Below are 24,890 nucleotides of genomic sequence, written 5' to 3' on the forward strand. Positions count from 1 at the left end.
TTGTGATCAGGTTCAAAACAAACTGTGTTTATTTGTACCAAAACACAAGATAACCAATATTCACACGAAAACCGATGTGTTAGTATTAGCCATCCTTTTAATTTTGCGTCATTTATAAAGATATGTTTAGTTTGCATCCACAACTTGCTCAAGATACTTTTTTTGTAGGCGATTTTCCGCTTTCAACATGTCGTTTAATGAATGATATGCAATTTCCGTGGCTGATTCTTATTCCACGTGTTCCTGGTATCACTGAGTTATATGAACTAAGTCAAGCTGACCAAGAGCAGTTTTTACGTGAATCAAGCTGGTTGTCTAGTCAGCTTTCTCGTGTTTTTCGTGCAGATAAAATGAATGTCGCTGCACTTGGAAATATGGTTCCGCAATTACATTTTCATCATGTAGTTCGTTATCAGAATGATGTAGCTTGGCCTAAACCTGTATTTGGCCTGCAAGCAGTTCCTTATAGCAATGAAGTATTAGCACACATGCGTCAAACACTGATGTTGGCGTTACGTGGTCAAGGTGAGATGCCATTCGATTGGCGTATGGATTAAGTGTAAACAGCACAAGGGAAGTGTTTAATAAAATGACATCCGAGGTAAAATATTTTGCCATTTGAACGTATGTTAGATAAAGAGCCAAAGCAATTTGAAATATTCCAGCGATTTATGGGGTATTTGATTATTGCTTTGGTGGTCATGGTTTATTATTTCACCTCCCCAATTGCAAATTATCAATTTTATGTTCCTTTTTTTATTGGCTTTATTTTTATTGTTAGCCCTAAATTATCGCGTTGGCTAGAATATTCATATGGCTCTAAGATTCGGAAGAATATTTATTTTTTAATTGATGTCATCGTTGTTTCTACCGCATTGGCTGCTGTACATTTAAGCCTCGTGGTAACTTTTGTATTGTTATTTGCACTGATCTATACAGCGATTAACAACAAAATTTCTTTTATGATGGGCTCTTTGGCAATTTTAGTTGCCTTTGTTGTGTTTTATACCAATATTATTTTTATCTTTGGTTTTTATGATTATTTTCAGCAAACCAGCCCTGAGCTATCAGTCCTGTCTTTTATTAGTATTATCTTGTTTGTAAACATCGGAAATTATTATCAAAATCGCCGTATCAAAAGTGTAGAAACCAAGAAAAACACCTATTTCAATGAAATGAATCGTTATATTGAGTTGTCAAATCAACTCAGTCGTTATGCGCCATTACAGCTTTGGCAGGCGATTATGCGTGGCGATACAGAAGCCAAGATTGAATATAAACGTAAAAAAATGACGGTTTTCTTTTCTGATATTCAAGGATTTACAGAATTATCAGAAACTTTGATTCCAGATGATTTGGCCTTTGTATTAAATGACTATTTAAGTCATATGACTGAAATTGCCAAACAATATGGTGCAACCATTGATAAATTTATGGGTGATGCAATCCTGATTTTCTTTGGTGATCCAGACTCACAAGGTGTGGAGCAGGATGCGAAAAACTGTATTGATATGTCGATTGCAATGCGCCAGCAGATGAAATTTCTCCGTGAACGTTGGGTGAAAATGGGCTATGCACCTTTACATATTCGTATGGGGGTAAGTACCGGTTATTGCCACGTTGGAAACTATGGTGCTGTACATCGTATGGCGTATACCATTGTGGGTCGTGATGCCAATTTAGCAGCGCGTTTGCAATATGCTGCAGATATCGATGAAATTTTGGTTTCAGATGAAACCTATAAGCTGATTAAAAACGATTATCTTTGTGCACCAAAAACCCCGATTGAACTGAAAGGGATTCAAGGTAAGGTACGCACTTGGCAAGTGATGGAAAAATACTCTGCAACCAAGAATGAAAATCAGCAATGGTTTGATTATGAGTATAAAGGCTTCCACTTGGTGCTGAATTTAGAAGAAGTGCAAAACTTTGAATATCCAGAGTTGGTGGAAGTATTAGAAAAAATGGTAGAACGGATTAAGGTTCAGCAAAAACTTACCAACTCTCAAGGCGTTGCAAAGCTTAATATTGAAGATGAAGTCAACTCAAATTATTTGTAAAATCATTAAATATTAAATTAAATACCTAAGCCATTAAAAATTGCCAAGACATTAAAAAACCACTCATAAAGAGTGGTTTTTGCCTATATGAAAAGCAACTTAGTGGTTTTCAGAAGCATGGTTAATTGTATACTTTGGAATTTCAACTTCCATATCTTCGTCTGTGATTTTGACTTGGCAAGACAGACGTGAATCGGGTTCTAAGCCCCAAGCGCGATCGAGTAAATCGGCTTCAATATCATCCATCTCTTCAAGCTCATCAAAGCCTTTACGTACAATCACATGGCATGTAGTACATGCTTTAGACATGTCACAGGCATGTTCGATTTTAATACCATTATCGAGTAAGCTTTGACACAGGTTCGCGTTTGGTTCAACTTCAAACTCAGCACCATTTGGACAAATTGTTGCATGAGGTAGTACTTTAATACGTGGCATAGTCGTTACCTTAAATTAGTTTGAGTTAGACCAATCATCAAGTTTGGTGCCTTTGAGTGCATGATCAATGTGTTGATTCATGCGTTCTGCTGCAAAGGCATCGCTATAAGTTTTTAACTGTTCAACAGCATGCTCAATCGATTTGATATCGTTTGTTTCAAGCTGGGCTTTTAAAGCTTCAGCGGCTTGGTTGAGCGCAGTCAGTTGTTCAGTACTGAGCAGGTTGGAGTCGACCTTTAACGCCTGTGTTAAGGCTTCAAGTTCACGCTGTGCTTCAACTTTAGTTTCATTGAGATGGCGAAGATTTTTATCTTCTTCAGCGAATTTATAACCTTCTAAAAGCAAGCGTTCAGTATCGGTCTCAGACAATCCATAAGAAGGTTTAATGTCGATTTGCGCATTGACCCCTGATGTGGTTTCTTTGGCTGAAACAGTAAGCAGGCCATCTGCATCGACCTGAAAAGTGACTTCAATACGTGCCTGACCCGCGGTCATTGGTGGGATACCATGTAATACAAAACGACCTAAGCTGCGGCAATGCTCAACTAAGTCGCGTTCGCCTTGCAAGACATGGATCAACATGGCCGTTTGACCATCTTGATAGGTGGTGAACTCTTGACGGCGTGCAACAGGAATGGCTGTATTACGTGAAATTAAACGTTCAACCAAACCGCCCATGGTTTCTAGACCAAGTGATAGCGGGGTAACATCTAACAGTAATGAACCATCTTTAGAATTTCCAATGAGTTGATTCGCAGTGATCGCAGCGCCAATCGCCACAACTTCATCAGGATTGATGGTACAAAGCGGCTCTTGCTTAAATACTTCACGCACCACTTTCTGTACAGCATAAGAGCGGGTTGAGCCACCAACAAGAACTACATTTTGAATATCATCGAGTTCAAGTTTTGCATCACGCATGACACGTTTACATACATTGATCGTCTTATCTAATGCCACTTGAATGATTTCTTCAAATGTCGTGCGATCTAGCGTGAGGTGATGTGTCAGAACTTTAATATCAACAGAGGTAGCATCACTGAGTGCTTCTTTGGCTTTACGCGCAGAAACGATAAAGTGCGCATATTCTGCATCATCTAAAGTTTCAATATTCAGTTGTTTTTTTGCCCATTTAACAATAAGGCGATCTAAGTCATCGCCACCCAGTGCGGTATGACCGCCTGTAGCTAAAACTTCAAACACACCTTGAGAAAAGCGTAAAATAGACACATCAAATGTACCGCCACCTAAATCATAAATGACATAGTTGCGATCTGTTGTTAGATTGCTCTCTTGATCTAAGCCATATGCAACAGCTGCAGCGGTAGGTTCGTTGAGTAAGCGTAATATATTTAAACCTGCGAGTTCAGCTGCATCACGTGTAGCTTGGCGTTGCGCTTCATCAAAGTAGGCTGGAACCGTAATAACAGCGCCATTCACCGGATTGTTTAAACTTTGTTCAGCGCGATCTTTCAGTTGTTTTAAAATTTCTGCAGAGATTTCTACAGGTGTTTTACGACCTTGCGCTGTTTCAAATGCTGGCATTTCATTATCAGCACCTGCAAGCGTGTAAGGGTGTTGAAATTTAACATCTGCTTTAGAACGGCCCATAAAGCGCTTAACAGAAACAATGGTATTTTTAGGGTCAGCAGTAATAAACGGTTTTGCTGCATCGCCATATTCGGTCGAATTTTTAGAATAATGTACAATAGAAGGAAGTAACACGCGACCTTGCTCATCGTTCAGTACTTTGGCTTTGCCTGATAATACCGTAGCAACAAGAGAATGGGTTGTCCCTAAGTCGATACCAATCGCAATACGGTGTTCGTGTGGCGCACTTGATTGTCCTGGTTCAGCAATTTGCAAGAGTGCCATTTGTCACATCCTTAAAATAAAAACTAAAAACAAATTCGGGTAAAACATATAATGAAAGTTAAAATTTAGAAATCATCATCTAAACTAAAATCTTCATCATCTAAAAGCTGATCTTCGGCTTTATCAATATCATTCATGACTTTTTGAAAGAATCGTAACTTACGCACCGTGTCACGTGCTTCAGCCCAATCTTCATCCTCAAAATCAATTTTGAATTCACGAACTAAGCCATCAATCCATTGTTGGACTTCTTTTTTTAAAGAATGCAATTGTTCGGTATTGGTTGCTTCATCAAGCTGCTCACGAATTTCTAAAGCAGATTGTAAAAACTCAAAATCACTAATTGATTGATCTAAGTGATGATCTTGCTTTTTGAGTGACAGTAGATAAGCAGCACGACTGTCTACATTGGATAAAGCTTTATATGCTTGATTAATTTCACTTGATTTAATCAAAGCTTTGTCTTTATCTTCAGCTTTATCAGGATGATATTGCTGTTGTAGTTTTAGGAAATTAGCTTTTAATGTCGCTAAATCAATATCGAGTGCTTCCGGGAGATCGAACAACTCAAAATGACTCATGGGAGATACTCATCCACGATGTTTTACAGGAAAACGGTGTAATTAAATGTGATTAAAACAGTGCAAGACACTGTTTTAACATGAGAAAAAGCAGGGCAGATTATACAGTGAAAGATTCACCGCAGCCACATTCACCTTTTTTATTTGGGTTATTGAACTCGAAGCCTTCATTGAGACCATTTTTAACATAGTCCATTTCCATACCATCGAGATAAACCAAACTTTTTGGATCTACAAAAACTTTTACACCAAACTGCTCGAACATTTGATCATGAGTGTCGATATCATCAACAAACTCAAGTACATAAGCTAAGCCAGAACAGCCTGAAGTTTTCACACCAAGACGAATACCTTCACCCTTACCGCGATTCTTTAAGTAATTGCTGATATGAGTTGCAGCATTTTCAGTTAGATTGATCATGAAAACTCCGTTAAAAAATCATCTGCTAAATTTGACGAACAGATATTAGGCTTTAGTTTTCTTGCTACGGTAATCTTCAACAGCAGCTTTAATTGCATCTTCTGCAAGTACAGAACAGTGTACTTTTACAGGAGGGAGTGCAAGTTCAGTTGCGATGTCGATATTCTTAATCGCCTGTGCTTCGTCAAGCGTTTTACCTTTTAACCATTCGGTTACGAGTGAGCTAGACGCAATTGCAGAGCCACAGCCATAAGTCTTAAAGCGAGCTTCTTCAATTACACCACTGTCATTCACTTGGATTTGTAAACGCATTACATCGCCACATGCAGGTGCACCCACCATACCTGTACCAACATTTTCTGCATTTTTATCCAACACACCAACATTACGAGGATTTTCGTAATGATCTATTACTTTTTCGCTATAAGCCATGTTGCTTCTCCAAACCTCGGGGTCAGCGTTGATAATATGTATTTCTACAATCTAATTTGGTGGCATTTTACTGATTTTCAATAAAATGCCGCGTTTTGATTTCAAGGAACTTAGTGTTCAGCCCATTCAACTGAATTTAAGTCGATCCCTTCTTTGTACATATCCCAAAGCGGAGAAAGCTCACGCAATTTCTCAACAGCAGCTTTAGTAATCTTAATTACATGATCAATGTCTTCTTCAGTCGTATAGTGACCAAAGCTAAAACGAATTGAACTATGTGCTAACTCGTCAGAAAGACCGAGGGCACGAAGTACGTAAGAAGGTTCAAGTGTTGCAGATGTGCATGCTGAACCAGAAGATACAGCAGCATCTTTTAACGCCATCATCAATGATTCACCTTCAACAAAGTTGAAACTAACATTTAAGTAGTTTGCAACATTGTATACAGGGTGGCCATTTAAGAAGACTTGTTCTAAATCTTGTAAACCGTTCCAAAGTTTGTCACGGAGTACACGTAAACGTGTTTGTTCAGCTTGTAAAGATTTGCCAGCAAGTTCAAATGCTTCACCCATACCGACGATTTGATGGGTTGCAAGTGTACCTGAGCGCATACCACGTTCATGACCACCGCCATGAATTTGTGCTTTGATACGAACACGTGGGCTACGACGTACAAATAAAGCACCAATGCCTTTAGGTCCATAAACCTTATGACCTGAGAAGCTCATCAAATCGACTTTCATGGTAGAAAGATCGATTTCAACTTTACCTGCAGCTTGTGCAGCATCTACATGGAAATAGGTTTTATTGGCACGTGTTAACTCACCAATTGCAGCAACATCTGTCACAGTACCAATTTCATTGTTCACCATCATCAATGAAACAAGTAGCGTATTTGGACGAAGTTCAGCTTGAACCATTTCTGGGGTAATTAAACCAGTTTTAGGTTCAGGTTCAAGATAGGTAATCTCAAAACCTTCTTCTTCTAATTCACGACAAGTATCTAAAATTGCTTTATGTTCAATTTTACTTGTGATGATGTGTTTGCGTTTAGAACCGTAAAACTGAGCAACACCTTTAAGGGCAAGGTTATCAGATTCAGTAGCACCAGAAGTCCAGACAATTTCGCGTGGATCAGCTTTTACTAAATTTGCGACTTGTTCACGTGCATATTCAACTTTTTCTTCAGCTTGCCATCCATAAGCATGTGAGCGAGAAGCAGCATTACCGAATGTACCATCAAAGGTTAAACACTCCATCATGCGTTCTGCTACTTGAGGATCAACAGGCGTAGTTGCTGCATAGTCAAGATAAATCGGACGTTTCATGTCAAATACCTGTAACCGATAAAAGGGCTGAATCAAGAGGTGCTGAATTTTGGCGAACCGCAACGGTTTGTACGTTGTCACGAGCTACTAAATCCGCAAGGGTGATTTTAGCTAAATAATCGGCAATATGGAGAGAGAGTTCTTGCCATAAATCGTGAGTTAAACACATTGCACCATTTTGGCAGTTGCCTTTGTGGTCACAACGAGTCGCATCAACGGTTTCATTTACAGCTTCAATAATTTCTAAGACAGTAATTTCTTCAGCATGGCGCGCTAAGTGATAACCGCCATTTGCTCCACGAACACTTGAAACTAAGCCATGACGTTTAAGTTTAGCGAACAATTGTTCAAGATAAGCGACAGATATCGTTTGGCGGGTTGCAATTTCTGCAAGCGTAATCGTTTGTTCAGGTGGCTGCAATGCTAAGTCAAGTAGTGCAGTCACTGCATAGCGACCGCGAGTAGTTAGGCGCATGATTCGATACACATGTTTTAGACTAGATGTATGAATTTTATGAATCCTGACTAAAATAGTCAAGTATTTTTAAGTTTAATTCTGACTAATTTAGTCAGAATTTATTATTTGAACAAAAATTACTGGAAAATTTCAATTTTTGTTCAAGTTTTATGAAAATATTTGCCAAAGATTATACACGACTAATGCCATAAATAGGAAGCCCAATACGCCTAAAGCCGTATATAAACGTTGTTGATTGAGCTGCAAGCGTTTAACACGATTTTGATATTGTTTCACTTCAACTTGGAGTGTGTTGATCTTAGAGCGTTGCTGATCAATCTTTTCAAGCAAAGGGGCAATGCGTTTTTTTGATGCTTTAGTCTGGCTGTCATCATCTGGATTGGTTAACCATTGCTTCCAGTCTGAAAGCAATTTAGGTGCAGTTAAGTGTACAACCAGATCACGAAACTGTTCCTTGAGCAGGTTATCGCCCTCCAGACGCATTTTTTTCATGCTACGACGATTAGCAAAGACAAAAATTTGGATGAAATCGATGAGTGTGCTACTCACAGAAAGGTCAATGGCTTTTTCTGGAGGTTGCAAATCAAAAAGAATACCACGATCTGTAAATTGAACATAAAAGTCAAAATAAGGAATATAACTATTCATTTTAATTGTAATCTGCTGTCCGACGAATTTTTTTGCCTGTAAGCGAACAACACGATCATGTTTTAATACGAAAGAATAAATGGTTTCCAATATAATCATGACAATGTTTAGCAACAAACGAGAATGACCTTGCTTTTGTTGCGATTCATTCATAAAAAATTCCTATAGCAAAACAGAGAGTCCGATCTCTAAATAAATTTGAAACAATCTCATCCATGACTTGAAACACAATATTTCCACAATGATATAAAAATTATCTTAATAACCATTGTCGAATTGCCAAGTGTTCCTTAACATTAAAACAATTACTTTGCTTTGTAGAACAGTTTAGCAAAAGGTTCAATAGTTTTATTTGATAATATAGCAATATTTTCTACATAATTTGGTCATATAGGTCATTACACGCTGGAGTTTGGGGTAAATGGAGCAAGATATGAAAAAGAGCAACAAAGAACAAACGGATCTTTATGAAGATCAAAATGAGTTTGATGAATCTCAAATAAAGCCTAGAAATCATAAAAAGTCAGCATTAGATTTCAGAAAATATACAAAACAAATCTGGTTGGCAGGGTTGGGAGCGTTCTCCAGAGCCGAAGAAGAAGGCAATAAACTCTTTGATTCTTTAGTCAAGGTGGGTGAGGAGCTTGAATCCAAGACAGTTGAAGTCACAGATCAGACAGTCAATAAAGTCACTGAAAAAACCAAAGAGTCAGTTGCAGAAACCAAAGACAAGGTTGAAAAACTCTTAGACCAGCGTGTAAATCATTCATTAAACAGAATTGGTTTAGTGACTGCTAAAGATCTTCAGCATTTGGAAAACTTGATCCTGCAACTTCACAATAAGGTCGATGCGTTGGCTGAAGAGAACCAAAACTTACGCGACCAATTGCTAAAAAAAATGAAATAATTACCATTAATCCAAAAAAATCGTAAATTTTAGTCGTAATTTTTGTGAAAAGCGTGTTTGGAGTCTTGCGTTTCCCCCCAAAGCATTGCTATAAAGTCGTCATGGCCTTTGATCTACAGCCTTGGAACTTAAACAAACGATATAAGAGGACGTAATCTTCATGAATAAATCAGAATTAATCGATGCGATTGCAGAAAAAGGGGGATTGTCAAAGTCCGATGCTGGTAAAGCATTAGATGCGACTATTGCTTCAATTGGTGAAGCGCTTAAAAAAGGCGACACAGTGACTTTAGTCGGCTTTGGCACATTCAGTGTTAAAGACCGTGCTGCTCGTACTGGTCGTAACCCTAAAACTGGTGAAGAGCTTCAGATTAAAGCAAGCAAAGTACCTAGCTTTAAAGCTGGTAAAGGCTTAAAAGACTCAGTAGCTTAATCTGAGCTTGTTAAAAGCGCGCCTTTGTGGCGCGTTTTTTATGAAATATATTAAATTATCAGTGATTGCTCGTTCATTCATTTCACAATTTCAGTTAGAATCCTTACGAAATATAATATTGGAATACTCATGGAATCGTTTCGCACTCTCATAAGGGGCTGGTTTGGTAAAGTTCTCCTTGTGTTATTTTTAGCGCCATTTGCTGTGGTTGGTATTGAAGGCTATTTCAGCGGTGGGCAAAAAGCAGACGTAGCTAAAACTGTTAATGGTCAAGATATTTCTAAAAAAGAGTTAGAAACGGTTACAAAAGGCTATACAGATCAATTATTGGCAAATCCTGCTATACATGGGGATGAGTCTTTATTGAACAAAGAATTTATTGCAAATAAAGCACTTGATTACCTAATTAGCCAAAGTCTTTTAAGACAACAAGCTGATAAGTTAGGTGTGACTTTGAGCGATGCTCAAATTGAACAGAAAATTGCACAAATTCCTGCTTTTCAGGAAAATGGTAAATTTTCAAATACACTATATGCAAACTATTTACGTTCACAGGGTTTAACTAGCCAAGCCTTTATCCAAAATATTCGCCAAGATTTTGCCTTAAGCATTTTGAGCTCTACAATTTCGGATAATGCACTGATCAGTAAATTGGATATCCAGCAAATTGCCAACTTGCAATCTGAACAACGTGAATTATTCTTATCAAGCGTTAAACTTGATGACTATAAAGCCAATGTTAAAGTGACCAATCAGGAAATTGCGGATTATTACAACAAGCATCAAAATAAGTTTAAACAAGTTGCTTCAGTGGATGTGGACTATGTGGTGCTTAGCCCAGCGACATTGACACAGCCAAATGCGGCAGTGACTGATGCTGAATTACAACAAGCTTATACTCAGTTTGTAGAAAAATATAAGCAAAGTTTGAAGCGTGATGTTAAACATATTCTGATCACGACTGATTCTCGTACGCCTGAGCAAGCTGCTACACTTGCAAATGAAGTGTATGCAAAAATTCAGGCAGGTACGTCATTTGCTCAAGCTGCTGCGCAATATTCAGAAGACCCTGATTCTAAAGCGAAAGGTGGTGCACTTGCTGCCTATGCGCCAGGTGCCTTTGGTGATGATTTTGATAAAGCTGTGAACTCAACAAGCAATGGTCAAGTGTCTAAGCCTGTTAAAACTCAATTCGGTTATCATTTGATTGAGGTGAATACACCAGTAGATTCAGTGCCATCATTTGAGTCGAAAAAAGCTGAATTGACTGCTGAAGTTTTAAAGAATAAATCAGCCAACTATTTCTCAGACACTGTAAATAGTTTAAATGAGCAAGTGGTTAACAGTGATGCATTGGATGTGGTTTCACAAGCAGTGAAGACTGTTCAAGTTCAATCTGCAAATAATGTGAATTTAACGACAACCAATCCAGTTCTTGCTGATCCTGCTGTCAAATCGAAATTGTTTAATGAAGATGTTAAAAGCGGAAATACGACGGCATCAAGTAATATCCAAACTGCCAATGGTGATGTTGTCTGGGTTAAAGTTCGTAAGTATCATCCAGCCGGTGTACAGCCTTTAGCGCAAGCAACTGCACGTGTAAAAGCACAATTGATTGAACAAAAAGCGTTTGATGCTGCGCATGCAAAATTAAATGCCATGATTGCGGATTTCAAAAAATTGCCGGCTCAAGAGGTTACTGCGAAATATCAGTCTAATTTTGTCCATGCTGGAACATTTACTCGTTCAAAAGGCCTTAAGCGTGAGATTGAGCGCGTTGCCTTTAGTCAGCCAGTACCTAAAGCAGGCATGTGGTCTGTCAGCACTGCCAAGCTGCCAAATGAGTTAGTTGTTGTGGCTGTGGTGAATGTGAAAAAAGTAGATACTGCTCAGATGGATCCAGCTGAAGTTCAGCAACTTACGCAAATGTATCAGAAGTTCCGTGGTGAACAATTATTAGATGATTATTCGCGTTATTTAAAAGCACAAGCAAAAATTAAATAATTGATCTTCTCGGATTAAAAAAAGCGCCTCGGCGCTTTTTTTATGTGAAATGGAATATAGCGTGAGTACAGGAGCTATATCAGTAAGATATGATTAGCGGATGTCTGTTTAGATCTGATTGCGATATTGGCTTGGGCTAAGTTCAAATTGTTTCTTAAATGCCTGGCTAAATGCGGTTTCAGATGAATATCCCACTTGGTGTGCAATCTGCTGAATAGGCAGTTGTCCTTGTTTGATCAGCTGGCTGGCAAGACGTAAGCGATGTTGTTGCAAGTAGGCTAAAGGTGTTTCCCCAATAATTTGATTAAATAAACTGGCAAATTTAGAACGCGACATACAACAGGTTTCTGCTAAGCTTTCTACGGTCCAGCTCTGTTCTGGACGGCTGTGAATGGCTGCAAGTGCATTTGAAAGTTCAGGGTGCACCAGTGCATTTAACCAGTTATTGTGATCTTGCATTTGCTCAATATAGTCACGTACACACTCAATCATCAAAATACTGACGACGTGGTCCATAATTTTATTTTTACCTGCCATGGTTCTACGGGTTTCAGCAGAAACAAAATATAATCCAATTTTAAGCCATTCAGGTGCCTCATCACTCAAGGCATTTTGAATATGTAAATATGGTGGGAGTGCATTGATCAATGGACGAGCCATGATTGCATTCATATGGCATCGTACAGAAAGGATCAGGGTCTTTTCTGAGCTTCCTTGACCAAATTCAATTGCGTCTTGTCTTAATCCATCAAATAGTGATTCTATATTGAGGCTTTCAACTAACTGCGTGTCTAAATGATTTTTTACAGTATGTGCTAATCCTGCTGGGATTAAAAACATATCGCCGGTTTGTAGTGCAACAGTCATTTTGGGTGAAAATTCTAAATAAGCATTTCCATACAGAACAATATGCGCGATCACGGCATCTTGTTTTGGGCTCTGAAATGACCAATCACCTTGAGCTTGAAGGTAAATATATTCTGAATGGTTGAGATGAATATCATCAAAAATTTTACTTAAAGCATCCATAGATTCAGTTCAAATTTCCTGTTCTCAAATAATAAAAATGTTTCATGCTATTAAAACATGTGCGCAAAGGACAAACTCTATGTTGAAGATGCCAAAGACTTTTTCATAGGTTTTATGGACGCTTACAACTGTCTTTAAGTTGAATTTTACATAAATATATAACTAAGTAGAAAGATAGGGAAGATATAGTCATGAATGCACCAGTTCAACTGACAGAGCAGCAATTGCAAGAATTAAAACCAAAGTCAGGTTTGGCACTTGATAAAAAGCGTTATCTTTGGATGATTAGCCCATCACTTCCAGTGATTGGCTTAGGAATTTTAGCGGGATATCATGTTGCACCTAAGCCACTGAAAAAAGTTTTTGCATTGGGTGGGCCACTGGTACTGCATGTGATTATTCCAGCCATTGATTCATTGATTGGTAAGGATAAAAACAATCCGACCAGTGAAGATGTAAAATTACTTGAGCAAGATCCGTATTATTCACGTTTGGTCAAATCCTTTATTCCGATTCAATATGTCGCTAATGTTTATGCTTGTTATTTGGTGGGACGTAAACAAACATCACTTTTAGATAAGATTTTGCTTGGTGTTTCAATGGGTGCAATTAATGGTATTGCCATTAACACAGCACATGAGTTAAGCCATAAGCATGACCGTATGGACCATATTTTATCGCATTTGGCATTGGTTCCATCAGGTTATAACCATTTCCGTATCGAACATCCTTATGGACACCATAAACGCGCTGCCACGCCTGAAGATCCAGCTTCATCGCAAATGGGTGAAACCCTCTATGAGTTTTTACCACGTACTGTCATTGGTTCATTTAAATCAGCGATTGAAATTGAAACCAACCGTCTTAAACGTAAGGGCCTTGGATTTTGGTCTAAAGATAATGAGTTATTGCAAGGCTGGACAATGACCGCAGCATTCCATTCATCTATGGTCGGGTTATTTGGTAAAGGTATTTTGCCTTATTTGGCAACCCAGTCAGCTTATAGTATTACGTTGTTTGAGATCATCAATTATATTGAGCATTATGGTTTGTTGCGCCAAAAAGATGAAAATGGCAAATATGAACGCACAATGCCTGAGCATAGTTGGAACAATAACAACATCGTAACTAATTTATTCTTATATCAGTTACAACGTCATTCAGATCATCATGCCTTTCCGACACGCCCATTCCAAGCGTTACGTCACTTTGATGAAGCACCTGAATTACCAAGCGGTTATGCAAGTATGCTGTTGCCAGCGATGATCCCATCGTGGTGGTTTAAAATTATGGATAAGCGTGTATTTGATCATTACAAGGGTGATTTAAATAAGGCCAGTATTTATCCTAAACGCCGAGCAAGTATTTTCAAAAAATTTGGTGTCGTGGACAAGTTGTTGAATAAGTAAGATTTCTTTTAAGATAAAAGCCCAGAATTGGGCTTTTATTGTTTTTGAGCATTAAAAAAATCCCAGCATTTTTTAATGTTGACTAACGCTACTTTTAGTTGTGAGTCATCCTTTTGTAAAGCATAAGCACTTGTCGCTCAATTTAAATGAATGTAAAAAAAATCCCTGAAATACTATCTTTCTTTTTCTGTTTATTTCATAGTATTCACTAATGGTATTTTAAATTTACAAATGTAATTTGGAACTTCGTATGAAATGGGAAGAAATAGGCAATCAACCGTGTTCAATTGCGCGTACATTATCTGTATTGGGTGATCGATGGACCATGCTTATTTTACGTAATGCTTTTATGGGTTTACGTCGTTTTGATGATTTTCAAGAAAATTTAGGTGTGACAAGACATGTATTGTCTGAACGGCTAAAACGTTTGGTTGAGCATGAAATACTGGTTAAAGTGGCTTATGTCGATCGGCAAGAGCGTTATGAATATCGCTTAACTGAAAAGGGCTTAGATCTATATCCTATTTTATTAAGCATGGTGGCATGGGCGGATAAATGGATGGATGAGGGGCTGGGTGCACCTATGGTGTATCAACATACCGTTTGTGGTCATGAGTTTACTCCGATATTGGTATGTTCAGAATGTCAGCAGGCTGTGAATGCAAGACAGGTGAAGCCAATCGTTACCTCTGCGTTTTTCCAATACTTAGCGCAGAAAAAATTAGCTTGATTGCTATTCCCTAGATGATTTTTCGATATTTATCATGAACTAATTTTAGATTAAGTTGTTGGTAAATATCATAAAAATATAAAGATATGTGCACTCATTATCTTTAGTGTTGGTGAAAATGTTTAGATGAAGCGTTGCAAGTAATTTGAACTTTTAATTACTGATATTGTTTTTGATTTTTGTTAACAAGATATAAAATATGTGATTGTTTAATTTTAAAAAGATATAATTTAAATTAATAAGTAAAAGTATGAAAAACAGTAACTGTAATCCTAGTTTAGAAAATAAGGTTTATTGCTTGATAAAGAATAGAGCGATTTTTTAAACAGATAATTTTGATCAAGTCATTCACTTTTATATACTTATTTAACTGATGCAAAATTTTAATAATTTATAAAATATTTAATATGGAGTAATCGAATGGGAATTGGTTCAAGCCCAACAGTCGGAAGTACTTGTGATACGTGCCTACAGAAGTTTACGATTCATTTTCGAAGATGTGAAGATAACATATATGATGGAAGTTATGGTTTTGATTGGTACAGACCAGAATACTTTAAAAAATTAACCAACTATAGACCGAATGCAACAACAAAATTTGGAAACAAAGTTGCTTTAGTTAGTGGTTCGATACAATCATTAAAAGCGACATATACCCAAGACCAAATTACCAAAATTAGCCCATTTGGCACAGAATATATCCCTGCATGGTTAGCAATTTACCCAAGCTCACAAGAGGATAGCAATAGTTCTAATTCTGTCAATCAAGGGGTTAGGCTTAATTTAGAGTTGAGACTATTAGATTCAGAAAATAATTTTTCATTAAAAAATGATGGAACAAAGATTAAGTTTGAAGTTTCAAATCCGAATATTATTATTGAACCAGCAGAGTTCAGTGTCGAAGATTTTATTTACGCCAAAAAAATGACCCGAGATTTAGGCGAAGATACTAAAAGAGAAGAAGAGATTTATTATCTAGCTTCAGAAATAGTGAATATTAAGTGCACAGGTGCTTTGCAAAAACATGAAGAAATCATTGTAACAGCAATAAAAGGAGAGACCCAAGAGAAAGTTGGGAAGCTAATGCTTTATCATAATGCTGTGATTCCTACTATATCGGTTATCTTTGTAGACGTTATAACTGATGGAAAAAAACCAAGCCGTTCACATGATTATGAAAATTTTTTAAAGCATAACTCATTTAACCAAGCTTTAATTAATGTAGAAATAAAAAATGCCCCAACATTTGATTTAAACAAATATCGTAGCAAAGACGATGATGTTAATATATCTTTGAATAAATTAAATATAAATGACACGGGTTATTTTTTAAGTGACTTAACTAAGTTTTATAAAAAATATCAAGATAAAAACTTAGCGACTAAAAATTATGTTTTCGTCACAACTGTAGAAATAAAGAATGCAGTTGGTGCTGGTGGTGACAGCGTTACCTTATTTAACTGTCCTCAAAATATATTTAATCAAGTCGTGGTACATGAATTAGGGCATCGTTTTGGATTAGATCATTTGTTTGAATCACAGAAAATTACAGCCAAAGGATCGAGCTTTCAATTTATACAGGGTACTACAGCTAATTTTTTAGATTATGATCATTCGGATGGCGTAAATTTAAAAAATAAAACTGCAGTCAATCCAAATCAAACACTAAAATATTTTTTCAAATACCAATGGGATTTTCTCAGGAAGAAAGTGAAATAATTTATAGCATCCTCAGCGTAGATATTTACTCGCTGTATTGATGGATTTGATCTGATATTGAACTAAACAGATCAATATTTCATATTTACAGGCCGATCACAAACAATTTGCAGGTTTAGGGATACCCGCCAAACGGCTTAAATGGCGGGCAACCAGCCCAGTATTAAACTTATCTTGTAGAACAGCATTATCAATTGCTGGATTGATCGTTTTCATTAAAAATTTAATCAGTGGACGAGTCGCAGGAGAGTGGCCAAACTGGGTATAAAATTGACGTACTGCATGCAACACTTCAAAATGCCATGAGGTCAGTTGTAGATCTAAACTTTGTGCCAACTCTTGGGCAACCTGTTCATTCCAAATGGTGTAGTCTACTAAATGACCATCTTGGTCTAACTCAAAGCTCATAAAACAACCTAAACAAAAATAATCTAAACAATCTAACTTTTGATCGACAAAACATAAAAGATTGATTTTTAAAAAATCGAAGATAATTGACAACCTAGCCCACTATTTTAAACTGATACAACGGCTAAAGTCTAAAACCAACTGAGCAAATTGTGGGTAAGAAATTGATTTAAAATTTTCAGGAACGGATTCAGATAAAATCTCAGCATCATTTTCAAGAAGATAAAGATTTTGTTTGTTTGTTAAGCGCTGATCTGTTGCAAACAGTACCGCATCACCCATTAAAACAACGTGATCATGAGAACCATACAGTTGATCCAACTGATTCAATATATGGTCTGTATGTATAAAAGAAGATTGAATTAAATAAAGTGTTTTATCTGACATTTGGACTTTCCATCTACTGCTTACCAATACAACACATGATCAAAAGACTGAATAAATTCAGCATTCAGTTCTACAAATTCCAACTCTTGTTGTGATTGAGTAACAAAAGTCGAGGATTTATTCATATTTTCTACTAAAACTGGTGTTAAATCATAGAATTCAAAGCTATCGACCAGATTTGAAGCAAGCTTAAATACGTGATTTAATTGGTCAAAAGCCATTTCTGATTTAAGTAGGCTTAATCCAGCGTCTTTAAGTAACACTTTGACTTTACAGCCAAAAGTTGCAAGCACCATGGTTGCTGACAAACTTTCATGTACCTGCAATGTATTTAAATTTGCTTGGGTTATCACAACGAGCACAGTATTCACACAAATTACCTTTTAAATGCAACACGCTAATGGGATGATCAACTTAGAATTGAATGATACGATCTGTAGATTGAACAGCATCTGCAAGTTCGCCTAAACCCACAAGCTCAAAGCCTTTTGCAAGATTATCGGCTGGAATTTGGTGACGTTTGGCATTCTCTTGATCTGTTATCCCCCGCGCTAATGCAGCACTCACACAGACAGGAAGTCGAATTGAGAGTTTTTGCCATTCTACAGATAAATTACGTTGATCGTCAGGAACCCATTGCAAGTTGTTCGCAACTTGTACACCATCTTGATAAAAGAAAACACGAAATTCTTGATCTTCAGCTTGCAGTGCCTGCGCTAAACCCAATGCATGCCATGCATGAATTGAAGTCGGTGCTGCGGTGATTAGTAATAAAGTACTCATTTGATGGCGATTCACTTGGAGAATGGACAGTTTGCAACATTCAAACTTGATAATGATAGGTAGTATACAATGATTTTAGTGACTGGTGGTTTAGGCTTTATAGGCTCGCATGTGGTTTTAAGTTTGCTAGCTCAAGGGCAAGCGGTCGTCATTGTGGATAATCTAGCCAATGCCAATCTGCAATGCTTAGAGCGCTTAGAATTTATTACAGGAATGTATATTCCCTTTGTCAAAATTGATATTCGTAATACTCCCGCTTTAAATAAAGTATTTGAACAATATTCAATAGATACCGTTGTGCATTGTGCGGGATTTAAGTCCATTGAAGAGTCAAATCTAAAACCACTTGAATATTATAATGACAATCTCAGTTGTATTATGAGTTTATTACGCGCGATGCAGCGTACCGGTGTCAGAAATTTGGTACATCTTTCTAGCCTTATGGTTTATGCGCAATCAAGTTTAGAGCTGAATGAACAAACCGCATTTAATTATAGTTACCCTAATCCTTATATAAAATCTCAGCAAATGATTGAAGAAATCATTAAAGACACATTCAAAACTGATGAAGAATGGAAAATTGCCATTTTAAGGGTTTCAAATGTCGTCGGTGCATTTGAGCATGGTGTCTTGGGTGAGTTTGTTGCACCACTACCTAAAAATGTTGTTCCTTTGGCTTTACAAGTTGCGGCTCAACAACGTGATCTAATTGAAGTACAACGTAATTCAGAGACTGAGGATAAAACGACTGAGCGTAGCTTTGTGCATGTTCTTGACGTATGTGAAGCAATTAAATCAACTATTCTTTGGCTACATGAGCAGGGTAATGTTTATCAAAGTTTTGATATTGCAGGTCCTGTCTGTTCGATACAAAACCTGATCCACTTGATCGAAGAGGTTACGGCGAGTCAAATCCATCAAATTGATGCGGTGTATAAATTAGATGAACTGGATCAGGTTGCATCTACCAGCCAAAAAGCATTTGAGCTTTTAAAATGGAAAGCACAGCGCTCGCTTAAACAAATGATTGAAGATGAATGGCGTTTTTATCAAAATACCTTAAACAACCGATAAAAATCCAGAATAGATGATTATTGTAAATAATTATCATTTACATGTTTGGTTGATTTGTTTAGCATAATCGCTTCGCTGAAGCTGGTGTTTTTACGCAGATGTTGTCAAAACAAGCTTTAACTTGAAAATAAGATATGGATAAAGAAGAGGTTGAAAATGCAAACACGTATTGAACATGACACAATGGGCGATGTTGAAGTCCCAAGCGAAGCAATGTGGGGCGCACAAACTCAGCGAAGCGTAGAAAATTTTAAAATTGGTACAGAACATATGCCACGCCCGATGATTCGAGCGATGGGTCTGGTTAAAAAAGCAGCGGCAATAACCAATGCCAGCTTAAACCAAATTCCGCATGATCTGTCACAGTATATTGTCGATGCTGCCGATGAAGTAATTTCAGGCAAATGGGATTCACAATTTCCTTTGGTGGTTTGGCAAACAGGTTCAGGTACGCAAAGTAATATGAACTGTAATGAAGTCATTGCCAATATTGCCAATCAAAAATTAGGTAATCCATTAGGTTCGCAAAAGCCGGTGCATCCGAATGATCATGTCAATCGTGCGCAATCTACCAATGATTCATTTCCAACAGCGATTCATGTGGCTGCTGCGGTACAAATCAATGAGTTGCTTATTCCAGCAGTAAAACGTTTACGAGACACTTTACATCGCAAATCTGAAGCGTTTGACGATATTGTTAAGATTGGTCGGACTCATTTACAGGATGCAACACCGCTTACATTAGGTCAGGAATTCAGTGGCTATGTTTCACAGCTGGATCATGGACTAAAACGTTTACAACAGGCTTTGGTGTGGCTCTATGAGTTACCACTTGGTGGTACAGCTGTTGGTACAGGTTTAAATGCGCATCCTGAATATGCAGACAAAGCAGCGGAAGAATTAGCCAAACTGACGGGGTTACCATTTATAAGTAATCCCAATAAGTTTGAAGCACTTGCTGGTCGTGATGCTGCTGTATTTGCTTCTGGTTCATTGAAAACCTTAGCTGCGAGTTTAAATAAAATTGCCAATGATATACGTTGGTTAGCAAGTGGACCACGTTGTGGCTTGGGCGAGTTGCGTATTCCTGAGAATGAACCTGGTTCAAGCATCATGCCTGGTAAAGTCAACCCAACCCAATGTGAAGCAATGACCATGGTGGTTGCGCAAGTGATGGGGAATGACACCACGATTAACTTTGCAGGTGCAGCGGGGAATTTTGAACTGAATGTTTATATGCCTGTGATTGCATATAATCTTGTTCAGTCGATTCAATTGCTTGGCGATGCATGTAACAGCTTCGATGAACACTGTGCTGTAGGTATTGAACCAAATCGTGAAAAAATTGATTACTTCTTACATAATTCATTGATGTTGGTAACAGCACTGAATCCTGTGATTGGTTATGAAAATGCCGCTAAAGTTGCCAAAACGGCTTATAAAGAAGATAAGACTTTAAAAGAAGTCGCGATAGAACTTGGCTTTGTCACGGCTGAACAGTTTGATGAAGTGGTACAACCTGAAAAAATGGTACGTCCAAACGCGAAATAATGAGTTGTAAGCGACTATACTATTGATGATTTATTGAGAAAGCATCAGTCGTTTAAAAAAGCACCTTAAGGTGCTTTTTTATTTTGAATTTGGAGGAGTTATAGGACTCGCATTAACCATGTTTCTTCCGAGCTTTATGGTCACTTTTATTATGTGATGACCCTCTAATTGAGCGCCGTTTTCTCAAAATACTGAACAGCAGGTGAACGTGACATATAGGCTAAAGCCTGTTCTGTATCACCTTCATGAAGCGGATTAAACTTTGGAGAGGTCCAACGTAGAGTGGCTTTCCATAGGTATTTAATGGTCGGTAGGTGATCTGTTTTGGTTGCAGTTTTTTCAAACTCTCGAATAAAAGCAAAGAATCCACGGCGCATTAATTTTTGGATTTGTTGATGTTCAGTATCTTGTTGGCCCAGACTACGAGCAAAATCAACGAGGAAGTAAATAAAAAGCGGAAAAATTCCCATCATAATGATTTGTCTGGAAACATAAAAACCTAGCTTTTGTTGTAATAAATGCTCAAACAAATCATAAGCGACACAACGATATTCAACTTCTTCCGCAAGATGCCAGCGGAATAAATCAGCCATAGCTGGATCTGCTTTATCCCAAGATTTGCTATCAAGCGTCCATTGCCCAATTGTACCTGTAAAGTGCTCGATCGCTGCAATAACACCTACACGAAAGATTAACCAATATTCGTCAAATTTTTTCCCTTTTAAAAAAGGAATTCCTAATGGTTTGTCACCTAATAAAATGTTGAAAACAAGATGGGCACGATTTAATGGTTCTTGTATGTCATAGCCATTTTCTCTTAAAAAGTCTTGTACTTTTTCATGTGCGCGTGCATGTGCAGCTTCTTGACGGACAAAGCCAATAACTTCTTGTTTTAATTTTTCATCTGTAATATGTGGGAGGGTTTTATTAAATACCCGACAAAACCAAAACTCGCCCGCAGGCAAAAGCATATTGATACCATTGGCAATATGTGAACATAGTGGATCATCTGGCATCCAACATACAGAAGACTCAGAAAAATCGAAATGTACTTTTCTTGCTTTAATTTGATGACTTTCCGTGATCATTGTGGTTATCCAACATGAAACTGTTAAGCGATTAAAAGTTTTTACCATTTAGAATAATTAGCGACCATATCCTTTGAGGACACTTTTTTGTGATTTTTACTCTTTTGAATAGAAAATTTTGCTTTAGAAGTTTAATATTATTTATTTAAGTTTTTGATATTATTATTTTTTAATTTAAAAATCCAGAAAACAAAGATGTGAAAATCAATGTGGATGAAATGATATAAAAATAATTTTAATGGGTTGAATCAGCTATAGAAATATCAAATTTCTATATTCGAATACTGAGATTTAAACTCAGCGATTGTACAATAAAAAAAGAAGGATAATTCACGAATTATTGATTGATTTATATTAATGATTTTACTAAATTTTATTTTATAAGCTTTGCATTTTTTTTGGCTTGTAATATTTGTTTTTATTTATATAACATATACTTATAATTTAATGAAACCTAGGGTTGCTGTTGGTTTTATCGATTTTATTAACAATTTTTAATTTTATTTTTCAATAAAAATTAATTTATAGTGTCAGCTCAACTTTATAATATTGACTCAGGTATAACATGAATAAAAGAAAAGTTATTACAGTCTTCATTACAAGTGGTATGGTCACTTTTGCGATAGCCGCAACCACACTATCACCAAACCAGAATAACCAGAGTGGAATCATCCCAACAGGCTATGATGATCTGATATTTAGTGTATCTAATGGCAATTGGGTGAAGAATATTTCCTTACCGAATGTAGCAAAAGAAGGTGCCTTAATTACAATTCAATCAACTGCGGGTTATGACAGTGATATTGATTTAAGTAATGTAAATATTGAAAAAAAAGGCGTTCTCACACTAAAGTCTGGAAACAGTTATCGTTTTAAATTTAGTAATGGAAAATGGGAGTTTTATGCGCCTGAAACTGCCAATTTTACGCCTGAAAAAAATGGCAATACCATTCCAGTATTTCAACAATCACAGGCTCAATATGTTGTAAGTGATGCTGCTTGGACTGATACAATTCATTTACCGCAAACAGGTCAGAATGGCCAGATCCTTGTGGTTAAGTCTAATGCGCTTAAATCCTCAAAAATTAATTCACAAAATGCTTTATTTCCAAGTACATTGGTTGTTAATAAAAATGATGCATATATCTTTCAATATAATCAAGAACTGAGTAAATGGATTCCACTGTCTGTTCCGACACGTATTATCAACGTGATCAATGGTAATACTGCGGCATTAAATACGGCTTTGCAAAATTTAACTGCACCTAAAACAGAAATTCGTTTTGCTGATGGGGCGTGGGTGTCTTCATTAAAATTACCGCAAACAGCAAACGACCGAGATCGTATCATTGTTAGCTCAACTGCAAGCTGGCAATCAGTGATTGAAAATGAAAATACCAATACCACCGCAACCCTAAAACTCAACAAGGGCAATCGTTACGAGTTCATTTATATTGCAGATAAATCGTATTGGGTTTTGGCTTCGTCTCCTAAAACTGTATTCACTGCAAACACCGCTGCACAAGGTTTTACATTTAAAACCCCTGTTGTTGAAATAACCGCTGATAATGCACAATGGGCACCTGTTGTAAACTTGCCAGCGGCTCAGTCGGGTGACAAGGTCATCGTATCTAATTCTGCGGATACAGCGTTTACAGTTTCAGGTAGCAACATTAGTGCAAGTTTGAAAAAAGGCGATAAAATCCGTTTGATATTCAACAATGGGGTTTGGAACACCGATAGCTATCAGATTGATCTATTGCTTGTGAATAGCCCGGTAGTCAATGACAAACTCGGTGCAACTGCTGCAAAAATTCAAGCCCGTGAAGCACTTAGATTAACCAATGAAGCGCTTGAAAACTCGCAAGCAAAAGCCTACTACAAAGAAGTCGGATACTTGGATTATCGAATCCCTGGAACGACACTCGGTGATGCTATTAATTTAGGACGTTCAGATGCCACTGTACAAGCGGAAAGAACCAGAACAGGTGCTGATGCGATATATACCATTACAGATCATTCTGGTTGCGGTCTCGCCTATGTAAATAGCACACCGAGCAAGTACAACATGATCGGATCACATAATTATGGTTGTGGTATCACTGCAATGCGACATGAGTTAGGGCATAACATGGGGCTAGGACATAGTTTTGATCGAACCACAGGTTATAACTGGGGATTTGGTCATCCTTTAGGCAGTACCATTATGGGAGGAAATCAAATTGGCTTATATTCGAGCCCAGATATCTATAGCCCCGAATATGGTGTGCGTTTAGGTGAAACTGACAAATTTGATGGCTTAAGAAAAATTAATGAAAATGTTGAAGCCATTTCAAAATTTTTAGTGGCGGTTAATCCATAATGAATAAACGGATATATCTCATTATTTCCGTTGTTTTAACTGTTTTGGTGGTTTCTTTGTTGGCTTGGTTCATCTCAGGTCAACAGGAGACAGCTGATACAGCTAAAACGATTGTGTCTAAACAAAATGAACAAATCGATCAAGTGAATTCACCGAAGCTAAATGCAAATCTAACCGAAACACAAGTATTGCAACGTATAAAAGACAGCCATGCTCGCCGTAAACTTGTAACACTGGATGAGGACAAATTACGTGCAGGGATTTTCAATCAACAGATGTTCAATTTGAGTACTGTCGATACTGTGTCTATGCATAATCCCGTTCCTTTGACAGATGCACAAAAAAAAGATGGGCGAATATTTCTGAGGAATGATCTATATACCTTAGAGGCGAAGAATGTCGGCGATCAAATCGTGTTTAATGTGTCAGGCTATGGTTTAAACAGACAGGCTGTTATAGAACGTATAGAAGTAGATCCAGGTGAAGATATTGTTAGTTGGTCAGGCTCTCTAGAAGGAGGAGATCAAAATAATGAGAAGTTTCATATTACTCAAACCATTAAAGACAATTTTACCATGGGCACGATTACAGCAGATGGTAAAACCTATACCATTTTGATGAAAAATGGCTATGGATGGGTCAATGACGTTGCCAATGAATCTGCCGCACTTGAGGCAGCGGAAAAGGAGACGGATCATGTACATTAATTTTTTTAATCTAAAGACATGATTTATTCTCTAAACCT

At 37.3% G+C, this 24,890-nt stretch carries 26 protein-coding genes; 12 read left to right on the plus strand and 14 right to left on the minus strand.

Annotated features, from left to right (window positions below):
* The first annotated feature begins 122 nt into the window (after window positions 1–122).
* Both ASC84_RS01575 and ASC84_RS01580 read left to right on the plus strand, forming a co-directional pair.
* A complete protein-coding gene (locus ASC84_RS01575; protein ID WP_004720642.1) occupies window positions 123–557 on the plus strand; it encodes an HIT domain-containing protein in 435 nt (144 codons plus the stop codon).
* Between the two features lie 54 nt (window positions 558–611).
* Window positions 612–2,060 (plus strand): adenylate/guanylate cyclase domain-containing protein, encoded by a 1,449-nt coding sequence (locus ASC84_RS01580; RefSeq protein ID WP_004720640.1) that lies wholly within the window; start codon window positions 612–614, stop codon window positions 2,058–2,060.
* 99 nt (window positions 2,061–2,159) lie between these two features.
* Here the strand turns inward: ASC84_RS01580 and fdx are convergent, their stop codons facing one another.
* From fdx to ASC84_RS01620, 8 genes are all read right to left on the minus strand, one after another.
* On the minus strand, window positions 2,160–2,498 hold the full coding sequence (fdx, locus tag ASC84_RS01585) for an ISC system 2Fe-2S type ferredoxin (RefSeq protein WP_004720638.1): 339 nt from the start codon (window positions 2,496–2,498) through the stop codon (window positions 2,160–2,162).
* A gap of 15 nt (window positions 2,499–2,513) precedes the next feature.
* Window positions 2,514–4,373 (minus strand): Fe-S protein assembly chaperone HscA, encoded by a 1,860-nt coding sequence (gene hscA / locus ASC84_RS01590; RefSeq protein WP_056511019.1) that lies wholly within the window; start codon window positions 4,371–4,373, stop codon window positions 2,514–2,516.
* A 65-nt stretch (window positions 4,374–4,438) separates the two neighbouring features.
* Window positions 4,439–4,954, minus strand: coding sequence for a Fe-S protein assembly co-chaperone HscB (gene hscB / locus ASC84_RS01595; protein WP_004720634.1), 516 nt, complete (start codon window positions 4,952–4,954; stop codon window positions 4,439–4,441).
* Window positions 4,955–5,054: 100 nt separating this feature from the next.
* A complete protein-coding gene (iscA, locus tag ASC84_RS01600; RefSeq protein ID WP_034610390.1) occupies window positions 5,055–5,375 on the minus strand; it encodes an iron-sulfur cluster assembly protein IscA in 321 nt (106 codons plus the stop codon).
* 45 nt (window positions 5,376–5,420) lie between these two features.
* Window positions 5,421–5,807 carry a Fe-S cluster assembly scaffold IscU gene (iscU, locus tag ASC84_RS01605; protein WP_004720629.1) on the minus strand — a complete coding sequence of 129 codons (387 nt, stop codon included), beginning with the start codon at window positions 5,805–5,807 and terminating at the stop codon, window positions 5,421–5,423.
* A gap of 110 nt (window positions 5,808–5,917) precedes the next feature.
* Window positions 5,918–7,135, minus strand: a complete 1,218-nt coding sequence (locus ASC84_RS01610) for an IscS subfamily cysteine desulfurase (protein ID WP_056511022.1) — start codon at window positions 7,133–7,135, stop codon at window positions 5,918–5,920.
* A 1-nt stretch (window position 7,136) separates the two neighbouring features.
* Window positions 7,137–7,610, minus strand: a complete 474-nt coding sequence (locus ASC84_RS01615; RefSeq protein ID WP_004720625.1) for an Rrf2 family transcriptional regulator — start codon at window positions 7,608–7,610, stop codon at window positions 7,137–7,139.
* A gap of 150 nt (window positions 7,611–7,760) precedes the next feature.
* Complete coding sequence (locus ASC84_RS01620) at window positions 7,761–8,414, minus strand: hypothetical protein (protein ID WP_004720623.1); 654 nt, start codon at window positions 8,412–8,414, stop codon at window positions 7,761–7,763.
* A 268-nt stretch (window positions 8,415–8,682) separates the two neighbouring features.
* Here ASC84_RS01620 and ASC84_RS01625 point away from each other — a divergent pair, with 268 nt between their 5' ends.
* From ASC84_RS01625 to ASC84_RS01635, 3 genes are all read left to right on the plus strand, one after another.
* Complete coding sequence (locus ASC84_RS01625; protein ID WP_004821389.1) at window positions 8,683–9,168, plus strand: phasin family protein; 486 nt, start codon at window positions 8,683–8,685, stop codon at window positions 9,166–9,168.
* A gap of 160 nt (window positions 9,169–9,328) precedes the next feature.
* A complete protein-coding gene (locus ASC84_RS01630) occupies window positions 9,329–9,601 on the plus strand; it encodes an HU family DNA-binding protein (protein ID WP_004720620.1) in 273 nt (90 codons plus the stop codon).
* Between the two features lie 129 nt (window positions 9,602–9,730).
* Window positions 9,731–11,605 (plus strand): SurA N-terminal domain-containing protein, encoded by a 1,875-nt coding sequence (locus ASC84_RS01635; protein ID WP_056511023.1) that lies wholly within the window; start codon window positions 9,731–9,733, stop codon window positions 11,603–11,605.
* Window positions 11,606–11,713: 108 nt separating this feature from the next.
* On the opposite strand, the gene ASC84_RS01640 is transcribed toward ASC84_RS01635, so the two are convergent.
* Entirely contained in the window at window positions 11,714–12,634 is a 921-nt protein-coding gene (locus ASC84_RS01640) for an AraC family transcriptional regulator (protein ID WP_004720615.1), read from the minus strand.
* Window positions 12,635–12,825: 191 nt separating this feature from the next.
* On the opposite strand from ASC84_RS01640, the gene ASC84_RS01645 reads away from it, so the two are divergent.
* From ASC84_RS01645 to ASC84_RS01655, 3 genes are all read left to right on the plus strand, one after another.
* Complete coding sequence (locus tag ASC84_RS01645; protein ID WP_056511027.1) at window positions 12,826–14,043, plus strand: alkane 1-monooxygenase; 1,218 nt, start codon at window positions 12,826–12,828, stop codon at window positions 14,041–14,043.
* A 250-nt stretch (window positions 14,044–14,293) separates the two neighbouring features.
* Window positions 14,294–14,773 carry a helix-turn-helix domain-containing protein gene (locus tag ASC84_RS01650; RefSeq protein ID WP_056511030.1) on the plus strand — a complete coding sequence of 160 codons (480 nt, stop codon included), beginning with the start codon at window positions 14,294–14,296 and terminating at the stop codon, window positions 14,771–14,773.
* Between the two features lie 420 nt (window positions 14,774–15,193).
* Complete coding sequence (locus ASC84_RS01655) at window positions 15,194–16,492, plus strand: reprolysin-like metallopeptidase (RefSeq protein ID WP_056511033.1); 1,299 nt, start codon at window positions 15,194–15,196, stop codon at window positions 16,490–16,492.
* 96 nt (window positions 16,493–16,588) lie between these two features.
* Here ASC84_RS01655 and ASC84_RS01660 read toward each other — a convergent pair whose 3' ends face one another.
* The 4 genes from ASC84_RS01660 to tusD all read right to left on the minus strand — a co-directional run bounded on the left by ASC84_RS01660 (window position 16,589) and on the right by tusD (window position 18,070).
* Entirely contained in the window at window positions 16,589–16,900 is a 312-nt protein-coding gene (locus tag ASC84_RS01660; protein WP_004720607.1) for a TusE/DsrC/DsvC family sulfur relay protein, read from the minus strand.
* 102 nt (window positions 16,901–17,002) lie between these two features.
* On the minus strand, window positions 17,003–17,287 hold the full coding sequence (locus ASC84_RS01665) for a DsrH/TusB family sulfur metabolism protein (protein ID WP_056511036.1): 285 nt from the start codon (window positions 17,285–17,287) through the stop codon (window positions 17,003–17,005).
* A 20-nt stretch (window positions 17,288–17,307) separates the two neighbouring features.
* Window positions 17,308–17,658 carry a hypothetical protein gene (locus tag ASC84_RS01670; protein WP_056511037.1) on the minus strand — a complete coding sequence of 117 codons (351 nt, stop codon included), beginning with the start codon at window positions 17,656–17,658 and terminating at the stop codon, window positions 17,308–17,310.
* A gap of 43 nt (window positions 17,659–17,701) precedes the next feature.
* Window positions 17,702–18,070, minus strand: a complete 369-nt coding sequence (tusD, locus tag ASC84_RS01675; protein WP_004720599.1) for a sulfurtransferase complex subunit TusD — start codon at window positions 18,068–18,070, stop codon at window positions 17,702–17,704.
* A gap of 69 nt (window positions 18,071–18,139) precedes the next feature.
* Between tusD and ASC84_RS01680 the strand changes: the two genes are divergently transcribed.
* Window positions 18,140–19,144: an SDR family NAD(P)-dependent oxidoreductase gene (locus ASC84_RS01680; RefSeq protein WP_056511042.1), complete on the plus strand. Its 1,005-nt coding sequence runs from the start codon at window positions 18,140–18,142 to the stop codon at window positions 19,142–19,144.
* 156 nt (window positions 19,145–19,300) lie between these two features.
* Entirely contained in the window at window positions 19,301–20,695 is a 1,395-nt protein-coding gene (fumC, locus tag ASC84_RS01685) for a class II fumarate hydratase (RefSeq protein ID WP_004821410.1), read from the plus strand.
* A gap of 164 nt (window positions 20,696–20,859) precedes the next feature.
* Here fumC and ASC84_RS01690 read toward each other — a convergent pair whose 3' ends face one another.
* Window positions 20,860–21,783, minus strand: coding sequence for a metal-dependent hydrolase (locus ASC84_RS01690; RefSeq protein WP_056511879.1), 924 nt, complete (start codon window positions 21,781–21,783; stop codon window positions 20,860–20,862).
* A 565-nt stretch (window positions 21,784–22,348) separates the two neighbouring features.
* Here ASC84_RS01690 and cpaA point away from each other — a divergent pair.
* Together cpaA and cpaB are read left to right on the plus strand one after the other, a co-directional pair.
* Entirely contained in the window at window positions 22,349–24,145 is a 1,797-nt protein-coding gene (gene cpaA / locus ASC84_RS01695; RefSeq protein WP_056511045.1) for a metalloendopeptidase CpaA, read from the plus strand.
* On the plus strand, window positions 24,145–24,852 hold the full coding sequence (cpaB, locus tag ASC84_RS01700) for a metalloprotease secretion chaperone CpaB (RefSeq protein ID WP_056511047.1): 708 nt from the start codon (window positions 24,145–24,147) through the stop codon (window positions 24,850–24,852). Before cpaA ends, cpaB begins: the two co-directional genes overlap by 1 nt.
* The last annotated feature ends 38 nt before the right edge of the window (window positions 24,853–24,890 follow it).

Source organism: Acinetobacter sp. Root1280 (assembly GCF_001425285.1).
GTDB lineage: Bacteria > Pseudomonadota > Gammaproteobacteria > Pseudomonadales > Moraxellaceae > Acinetobacter > Acinetobacter guillouiae.

Excerpts from the sequence above, each read along its gene's own strand:
- fdx (WP_004720638.1), bottom strand. The coding sequence starts at position 2,498 with ATGCCACGTATTAAAGTACTACCTCATGCAACAATTTGTCCAAATGGT.
- ASC84_RS01620 (WP_004720623.1), bottom strand. The coding sequence starts at position 8,414 with ATGAATGAATCGCAACAAAAGCAAGGTCATTCTCGTTTGTTGCTAAAC.
- hscB (WP_004720634.1), bottom strand. The coding sequence starts at position 4,954 with ATGAGTCATTTTGAGTTGTTCGATCTCCCGGAAGCACTCGATATTGAT.
- ASC84_RS01610 (WP_056511022.1), bottom strand. The coding sequence starts at position 7,135 with ATGAAACGTCCGATTTATCTTGACTATGCAGCAACTACGCCTGTTGAT.
- ASC84_RS01625 (WP_004821389.1), top strand. The coding sequence starts at position 8,683 with ATGGAGCAAGATATGAAAAAGAGCAACAAAGAACAAACGGATCTTTAT.
- tusD (WP_004720599.1), bottom strand. The coding sequence starts at position 18,070 with ATGAGTACTTTATTACTAATCACCGCAGCACCGACTTCAATTCATGCA.
- cpaA (WP_056511045.1), top strand. The coding sequence starts at position 22,349 with ATGAATAAAAGAAAAGTTATTACAGTCTTCATTACAAGTGGTATGGTC.
- iscA (WP_034610390.1), bottom strand. The coding sequence starts at position 5,375 with ATGATCAATCTAACTGAAAATGCTGCAACTCATATCAGCAATTACTTA.
- ASC84_RS01575 (WP_004720642.1), top strand. The coding sequence starts at position 123 with ATGTTTAGTTTGCATCCACAACTTGCTCAAGATACTTTTTTTGTAGGC.
- ASC84_RS01660 (WP_004720607.1), bottom strand. The coding sequence starts at position 16,900 with ATGAGCTTTGAGTTAGACCAAGATGGTCATTTAGTAGACTACACCATT.
- iscU (WP_004720629.1), bottom strand. The coding sequence starts at position 5,807 with ATGGCTTATAGCGAAAAAGTAATAGATCATTACGAAAATCCTCGTAAT.
- ASC84_RS01665 (WP_056511036.1), bottom strand. The coding sequence starts at position 17,287 with ATGTCAGATAAAACACTTTATTTAATTCAATCTTCTTTTATACATACA.
- ASC84_RS01635 (WP_056511023.1), top strand. The coding sequence starts at position 9,731 with ATGGAATCGTTTCGCACTCTCATAAGGGGCTGGTTTGGTAAAGTTCTC.
- ASC84_RS01680 (WP_056511042.1), top strand. The coding sequence starts at position 18,140 with ATGATTTTAGTGACTGGTGGTTTAGGCTTTATAGGCTCGCATGTGGTT.
- ASC84_RS01655 (WP_056511033.1), top strand. The coding sequence starts at position 15,194 with ATGGGAATTGGTTCAAGCCCAACAGTCGGAAGTACTTGTGATACGTGC.
- ASC84_RS01650 (WP_056511030.1), top strand. The coding sequence starts at position 14,294 with ATGAAATGGGAAGAAATAGGCAATCAACCGTGTTCAATTGCGCGTACA.
- cpaB (WP_056511047.1), top strand. The coding sequence starts at position 24,145 with ATGAATAAACGGATATATCTCATTATTTCCGTTGTTTTAACTGTTTTG.
- ASC84_RS01645 (WP_056511027.1), top strand. The coding sequence starts at position 12,826 with ATGAATGCACCAGTTCAACTGACAGAGCAGCAATTGCAAGAATTAAAA.
- ASC84_RS01690 (WP_056511879.1), bottom strand. The coding sequence starts at position 21,783 with ATGATCACGGAAAGTCATCAAATTAAAGCAAGAAAAGTACATTTCGAT.
- hscA (WP_056511019.1), bottom strand. The coding sequence starts at position 4,373 with ATGGCACTCTTGCAAATTGCTGAACCAGGACAATCAAGTGCGCCACAC.
- ASC84_RS01640 (WP_004720615.1), bottom strand. The coding sequence starts at position 12,634 with ATGGATGCTTTAAGTAAAATTTTTGATGATATTCATCTCAACCATTCA.
- fumC (WP_004821410.1), top strand. The coding sequence starts at position 19,301 with ATGCAAACACGTATTGAACATGACACAATGGGCGATGTTGAAGTCCCA.
- ASC84_RS01630 (WP_004720620.1), top strand. The coding sequence starts at position 9,329 with ATGAATAAATCAGAATTAATCGATGCGATTGCAGAAAAAGGGGGATTG.
- ASC84_RS01615 (WP_004720625.1), bottom strand. The coding sequence starts at position 7,610 with ATGCGCCTAACTACTCGCGGTCGCTATGCAGTGACTGCACTACTTGAC.